At 69.9% G+C, this 6288-nt stretch carries 4 protein-coding genes and 1 pseudogene; 2 read left to right on the top strand and 3 right to left on the bottom strand.

What is annotated here, in order from left to right; genetic code table 11:
• Positions 1–347: 347 nt before the first annotated feature.
• From ACY5KJ_RS16525 to metK, 3 genes and pseudogenes are all read right to left on the bottom strand, one after another.
• A pseudogene (locus tag ACY5KJ_RS16525) lies at positions 348–732 on the bottom strand (ISAzo13-like element transposase-related protein); the annotation flags it as partial.
• Positions 733–754: 22 nt separating this feature from the next.
• A complete protein-coding gene (locus ACY5KJ_RS16520) occupies positions 755–1216 on the bottom strand; it encodes a DUF309 domain-containing protein (RefSeq protein WP_462186047.1) in 462 nt (153 codons plus the stop codon).
• A 212-nt stretch (positions 1217–1428) separates the two neighbouring features.
• Positions 1429–2634, bottom strand: coding sequence for a methionine adenosyltransferase (gene metK / locus ACY5KJ_RS16515; RefSeq protein ID WP_462186046.1), 1206 nt, complete (start codon positions 2632–2634; stop codon positions 1429–1431).
• Between the two features lie 1180 nt (positions 2635–3814).
• Here metK and ACY5KJ_RS16510 point away from each other — a divergent pair.
• Together ACY5KJ_RS16510 and ACY5KJ_RS16505 are read left to right on the top strand one after the other, a co-directional pair.
• Positions 3815–5164 carry an amidohydrolase family protein gene (locus ACY5KJ_RS16510; RefSeq protein WP_462203786.1) on the top strand — a complete coding sequence of 450 codons (1350 nt, stop codon included), beginning with the start codon at positions 3815–3817 and terminating at the stop codon, positions 5162–5164.
• Between the two features lie 218 nt (positions 5165–5382).
• A complete protein-coding gene (locus ACY5KJ_RS16505) occupies positions 5383–5739 on the top strand; it encodes a four-helix bundle copper-binding protein (RefSeq protein WP_011437376.1) in 357 nt (118 codons plus the stop codon).
• The last annotated feature ends 549 nt before the right edge of the window (positions 5740–6288 follow it).

The following is a 6288-nucleotide window of genomic DNA, read 5'->3' as shown; positions in this document are numbered from 1 at the left end:
ACCCCGCGGCGCACCACCTGCCCGTTCTGCCCCGCTGCGGCGGGGCAGAACGGGCAGGTGGTGCGCCGCGGGGTGGTGCGGTGGGGTCAACCGACGGGGCGGGGCTTGCCGTCGGCCGGGGCGGCCACGCCCCCAGGGTCTCGGCAAGTTTGCTTGGTAGCGGCTCGTAGTCCGCTCCTGGGGTGGTGGGAGTGTGTGGTCGGTTTGTTCGTGGGATGCGGCCCTGAACGCAATGTTATGTAGCCTAAGTTGATCATGTGGTGCAGGGTTGAGCGTGTGGAGCGGGTGTGTCAAGAAAACGACTCTGTCGCACATCTGGTGGTCGTTGACATGACCTGCTATACTACGTGCCCGGACCGGGTCAGCTCCCCCCTGCCAGCATGCGGGTCGATTTCACCGTCCATCGCAGCGGCGACTCCGGGTCCCCCGCTGGTCGGGCTCGACCAGCGCGAGCAGCGCGTCCACCAGGCGCGGGTCCTTCTCCCGCAGCGGTCTGCGGCCCGCGCCCGCCGTGCGGACCCGCCCGGACGGAGGCTGGCCACTGTCCAACGCCGCCGCCCCGCGCGAGACGGTGCCCTCCGAGACCCCCGCTGCCCGGGTCACCAGACGAATCCCGCCATGCCCCAACGCCCTGGCATCCGCCCCCAGCACCAGTCGCCGCCGACGCTCGTCCAGATGCGGCAGCAACACCGCGAACTTCTCCGCTAGGACCTCGTCGGTCCCCTCCCTCACAGAGCATGGTCAAAAGCCGAAGTTATTTTCCGGTGGCTCCCTGGTCCGGGGCGATGATGCACGGTAATTCGGGATGGGCCTGGCCGATGTCGGCGATCCGCAGGTCCACCCAGGCGAGCAGACCAGGAACGGCTACGCCGTGCGGAGGCCGGTCCGCGTAGGGGGCGAGGTTCGCCGCGCCGCGCCGCAGCACGGCCACGCCGCCCTTGACGTTGCCGCGGGCCAGATGGGTGACGCCGACGGCGAGCTGTGCCAGCCCGCGCCACAGCCCGCGCTCGCCGGGGTCGGTCTCCGGACTCTTCCAGACGGCCTCGAGTACCTCGTGTGCCTGGAAGGGAAGTCCCGCGTCGAGGAGTCGCTGGGCCTCGGCGAGTGCCGCGGCCGGCGGTAGCGGGGCCGAGGAGGCGAGCGGCGGCACGCCGGTCTCGCCGTGGGGAAGGGGGCGGCCCAGCGCGTCCCGGGGCCGTTCCCCGGGCCGGGACACCCCGGACCCTGGTTCAGTCGCGGGGTGTGCCCGGGGGACGGGGCGTGTTCCGTGCAGCGGCCGTGTTCCGGACGGTGCGCGTCGCCCGGAGCGGTCCGAAGTGGTCATGCGGTCCACTCTGACCGTCCCTAGCGGGTGGTGCCTCCCGTAGCCGCGCGGACCGGAGTCGTCGTCAGGCAAGACCTGGGGCGCGGTGTCAGCGTCCGCTGGTGTCAGCGGCTGATTGCGGCGCGCAGCGCGTCGGCGCGGTCCGTGCGCTCCCAGGTGAAGTCGGGCAGCGTCCGACCGAAGTGGCCGTAGGAGGCAGTCTGCCCGTAGATCGGCCGTAGCAGGTCGAGGTCCCGGATGATGGCGGCCGGGCGCAAGTCGAAGACCTCCGAGACGGCCCGCGCGATCTCCGGCACCGGCACGGTCTCGGTGCCGAAGGTCTCGACGAACAGGCCTACCGGCTCGGCCTTGCCGATGGCGTAGGCAACCTGCAGCTCCGCCCGCCGGGCGAGGCCGGCCGCGACGACGTTCTTGGCGACCCAGCGCAGCGCGTAGGCGGCCGAACGGTCGACCTTGGACGGGTCCTTGCCGGAGAAAGCACCGCCGCCATGACGGGCGTAACCGCCGTAGGTGTCAATGATGATCTTGCGGCCGGTCAGGCCCGCGTCGCCGATCGGGCCGCCGATCTCGAACCGGCCGGTCGGGTTCACGAGCAGCCGGTAGCCGTCTACCTCCAAACCCAGGTTCTCCTCGGCCAGCCGCTTGAGCTCGGGGGCGATGACCTGGTCGCGGATGTCCGGAACCAGACGGGTGGCCAGGTCGACGTCGGCGGCGTGATGCGCGGACACGACCACCGTGTCCAACCGGATCGGGCGGTCCCCGTCGTATTCGATGGTCACCTGGGTCTTGCCGTCCGGCCGCAGGTAGGGCAGCAGGCCGGCGTGACGCACCTTCGACAGCCGCTGGGCGAGGCGGTGGGCCAGTGTGATCGGCAGCGGGAGCAGGTCGGGGGTCTCGTCGGTGGCGTAGCCGAACATGATCCCCTGGTCGCCGGCGCCCTGCTGGGCCAGCGTGTCCTCGCCGCCCTCGACCCGTGCCTCATAGGCCTTGTCGACGCCCTGGGCGATGTCCGGGGACTGGGCACCGATCGAGACCAGCACGCCGACGGTCGCGCCGTCGAAGCCGGTGGCGGCGTCGTAACCGATGTCGGTGAGGGTGCGCCGCACGACGGCGGTCACGTCGACGTGCGCGGAGCTGGTGACCTCGCCGGCCACGTGCACGTGCCCGGTGGTCAGCAGTGTCTCCACCGCGACCCGGGAGGTGGGGTCGCCGGCCAGGAACGCGTCGAGCAGGGCGTCACTGATCTGGTCGGCGAGTTTGTCCGGATGGCCTTCGGTGACCGACTCGGAGGTGAAAAGGCGACGGGACATGGAAGGATTCCTCATTTCATGGAACAAGATATGGAACAAGGTGATGTTGCGGGAGGAGGTGCCGGTCGCACGGGGACATACGTGCGCGGGTGGAGCTGCGCGGGTGGATCCGCGCCGGTACATCCTTGCCGGCACTGGCTGGCCGGCACGGTCATTTCACCAGGATCGGTGCTTGGGGTCCGGGTGCCGCGTCGGGCTCGTCGACGCCGTTGGATGTCGACGCCGTCGGATGTCGAACCGGCATGCGGGCATGCCCTCCGGGTCGGCGGGCGCCGAGGTGAGGAGAGGGGGGTGCTGGTCGCGCCGGCCTCCGGTCGCGCCGGCTCAATGGCCGGCCAGGCCGAGGGAGCGGACCGGAGCGGTGGATCTCGGGAACGCGCTGAGGGTGCGCCGGGACGAGCGCGTCCGCCGCGCGGCTCAGCGCGCGGTACAGATGGCGGAACTCGCCAGGGAGAAGTCGACGTGGCCACGCGTAACGAGAACGGCCGGACCGAACGCCGGATGATCTCACCACGGCGGTCAACCTGCCGTCAACGCCGCAGGCCGATCGTGTGCCATTGCCTGGGCGCGTGGACGAGCCGGTGATCACCACGATCGCCTACGAGCACGTGGATCGCGTCCGTTCCTACGAGTTGCTCGCCCGTGAGCGGACCTGACCGGCTCGTCCTTCGACCCTTTGCGTCATCCGGGACCGGTGATTACGGTGGAGTGTGACGGATGACACTGAGCGCGGTTATCCGGGAGCGAGTGAATCCGGGAGCGAGTGGGAGACAAGGAGACGTCGTGTCGGACGACCGGTGCGGGATCACGGCGACGCCGTGGCCTCAGCCGGGTGGCCGCGCGGTCGAACTCACTCATCGCCGTCATATCGACACCTGCCGCGTCAACACGGCGGCCTGTCCCCGTTGACCTCCGGATGACCTCCGGAACATCCGGACCTTCCGCACCCCGGCCTCGACCTTCGATCTGACATCCGCCTCCGCGCGTTTGTCGGTCGATGCTCGATCCGGCCGGAACGAGGCGCTGGAGGTCGTCGTCAACGGCAGGAACGGCGCTGGCCATGACCGATCCCCTGGCATCATCGGAACAATCCCTGACTCCGGAGCAGCCTTCGGCGCACGGGCGATCCACCGCGACGGAACGGTCCGAGTCCGGCCGCTCCGAGTCCGAGCGGTCGACGGTGCCCGGACGATCCGAGGCGGCCGAGGCCTTCGTCCTGCGGGGGGTGCACGTCCTCGACAAGACCGGGCGCTTCGGTGAGCCGACCGACGTCGCCGTCGGCGGCGGGATCATCCATGCGGTCGGCACGCGACTCGGCCTCGACCGGGACGCCGTCGACGTTGACGCCCACGACCTGTGGCTGATGCCAGGGGTCGTCGACTGCCACGCTCACGTCACGCAGTCCACCTATGATCCGTTCGAGCTGGCGACGGCGTCGCTGTCCACGCGGGTCCTGCAGACCGCCGCCGCGTTGCGGGCGTCGTTGGCGGCCGGTGTCACACACCTGCGGGACGCCGGCGGCGCCGACGCCGGCATCCGGGACGCGGTCAGCGCGGGCACCGTGCCCGGACCGCGGCTCGCCGTGTCCGTCGTCGGGCTGAGCCGGTCCGGGCGGCACGGTGACGGGGCGATCATCGGTCCCGGGCTGGAGTCGGCCGAAGATGTTCTCATGCCGGACTATCCCGGCCGGCCCCCGCATACCGTTACCGAGGCGGGCAGCCTGCCGGCGTCGGTGCGGGGCGTTCTGCGTGCGGGTGCGGACTGGATCATGATCTACGCGAGCGGTGGGGTGATGTCCGCCCGGCCGGGGCAGCCCGAGCCGCAGTTCAGCCCGGTGGAGCTTGCGGCCGCCGTCGCGGAGGCCCGGCGGTACGGACGCCCGGTGATGATGCATGCCTTGGGCGAGCGGTCGATCGAGGCCGCGGTCGCCGCCGGAGCGCGGTCCATCGAGCACGGCATCGGACTCACCGAGCCCGTGGCGGCCGCCGTGGCGGCCGCCGGGGTGACGCTCGTCCCCACCCTGTCGCCCTACCAGGACCTGGCGGCGCTGGCGGCCACCGGAGTGCTGCCGGGCTGGGCGGTGGACCGGGCCGAGGCCACCGAGGCCGCGCTGGCCGGCACGATCGCGGTCGCCCGTGCGGCGGGGGTGCCGATCGCGCTCGGCAGCGACGCCCGGCACCGCACCCGGCACGGCACGAACCTGGCCGAGATCAGCCGGCTGCGCCGCGCCGGGCTCACCCCGCCCGAGGCGCTGCTCGCCGCGACCGCGACCGGAGCCCGGCTCTTCGGACTGGGGGAGGGAGCCGGCCGTATCGCCGTCGGCTCCGCCTTCGACGCGATCCTGCTCGACGCGGACCCCGGGGACCTGTCGGTCTTCGAGCGGCCGGGCGCCGTGAGCGGGGTGTTCCTTGGCGGTCGTGCGGTGCTGCCCCACCCGCGACTGCCCGGGAACCTGGTCCGCCCCACCATGGTGATGGAAGAGGTGCCGAGAATCGCTCCCGAGCGGCCCGCGGCGTCGCCGTCCAGCTGACTCTCCCGTTTTCTAGAATGTTCACGAAATATCAAAAGAAATACCCTTAGTATGGCTTCGCGGGCTTTCGTCGGATCCGCTCTGGGACGGCGATTGACCGAGATGCGGATCGGCCCCCGAAAGCTATTGTCGTAGGGGCCCCGCTGCCGGCTGCCGTCAGGTGGCCCGGGCCATTTGCTGGTACGGGGTGCCGCGTCTCCAATGCCTGGAGGGTTCTCATGCAGCACGCTGAAATGATCAATAAGAACATGCGGAAGGCCATCGAGGAGTGTATGTCCTGCTCGGCCCTGTGCGAGGAGACGATCTCCTACTGCATGGACATGCCGGGCGCCATGATGGAGTCGGCGAACATGCGGCTGATGATGGACTGCGCAGCCGTCACCAGGACCTGCGCCGACATGATGTGCCGGATGTCGCCGATGCACGGGGAAATGTGCGCGATGTGCGCGCGGATCTGCGTGATGTGCGCTGAGATGTGCGAGAGGATGCCGCAGGATCAGCAGCTCGCCAAGCTCGCCGGCGCATGCCGATCCTGCGCGGAGAGCTGCAACACGATGGTGGGCGCCGCCGCCTGAGCGGCGTCCGGCCCGACGGCGCCGGGGCGTAGCCGGCGATCACCCGACTCCGCCCCGACGTCCGGGGCCGTGCAGCTGTGCGGCGGCACGTGCCACGTGCCACGTGGCCTCGGTCACGACTGGTGGCTACGGTTACGTATCCTCGGGCGGACATGGGGTGAAACACCTGAGTAACAATATTGACCATGTTGACAGGTAGCCGTCGGATAGGCAGAATATGGTCATGTCCTCCTGGGTGGCCACGGATGACCCCCCTGGTCATCCGTGGCCACATCGATTTCCTGCGAGTGGCCTCGTCCGGTTGTCCGGCCCGGCCACTTCACGTGCTTTACTAGCCTCCTCGGCTTTCCCTCGCTCGGTGTTCTCTCTGGCGTTCTCCTTATTCATGGCCGCTCGATAGGTCTGTCTCCAGATCGTCATTGCCTGCGTGGACGCCAGCTGCCTCGGTATCGATGTCCGGTCAGTACCGGGTACATCTCTGGACGGTTTCCGATCGGAGCATGCTGTGTCGTCCCTGGTTTCGTCAGCATACGTTTATCCGCGCCCCCA

The sequence above is a fragment of the Frankia sp. CcWB3 genome (genome assembly GCF_977927595.1).
The sequence above is the reverse complement of the archived record's forward strand: the minus strand, read 5'-3'. Positions and strand labels throughout refer to the sequence as shown.

Bases quoted from the DNA above. Each gene is read 5' to 3' on its own strand.
- ACY5KJ_RS16505 (WP_011437376.1), top strand. From the start codon at position 5,383: ATGCAGCACGCTGAAATGATCAATAAGAACATGCGGAAGGCCATCGAG.
- metK (WP_462186046.1), bottom strand. From the start codon at position 2,634: ATGTCCCGTCGCCTTTTCACCTCCGAGTCGGTCACCGAAGGCCATCCG.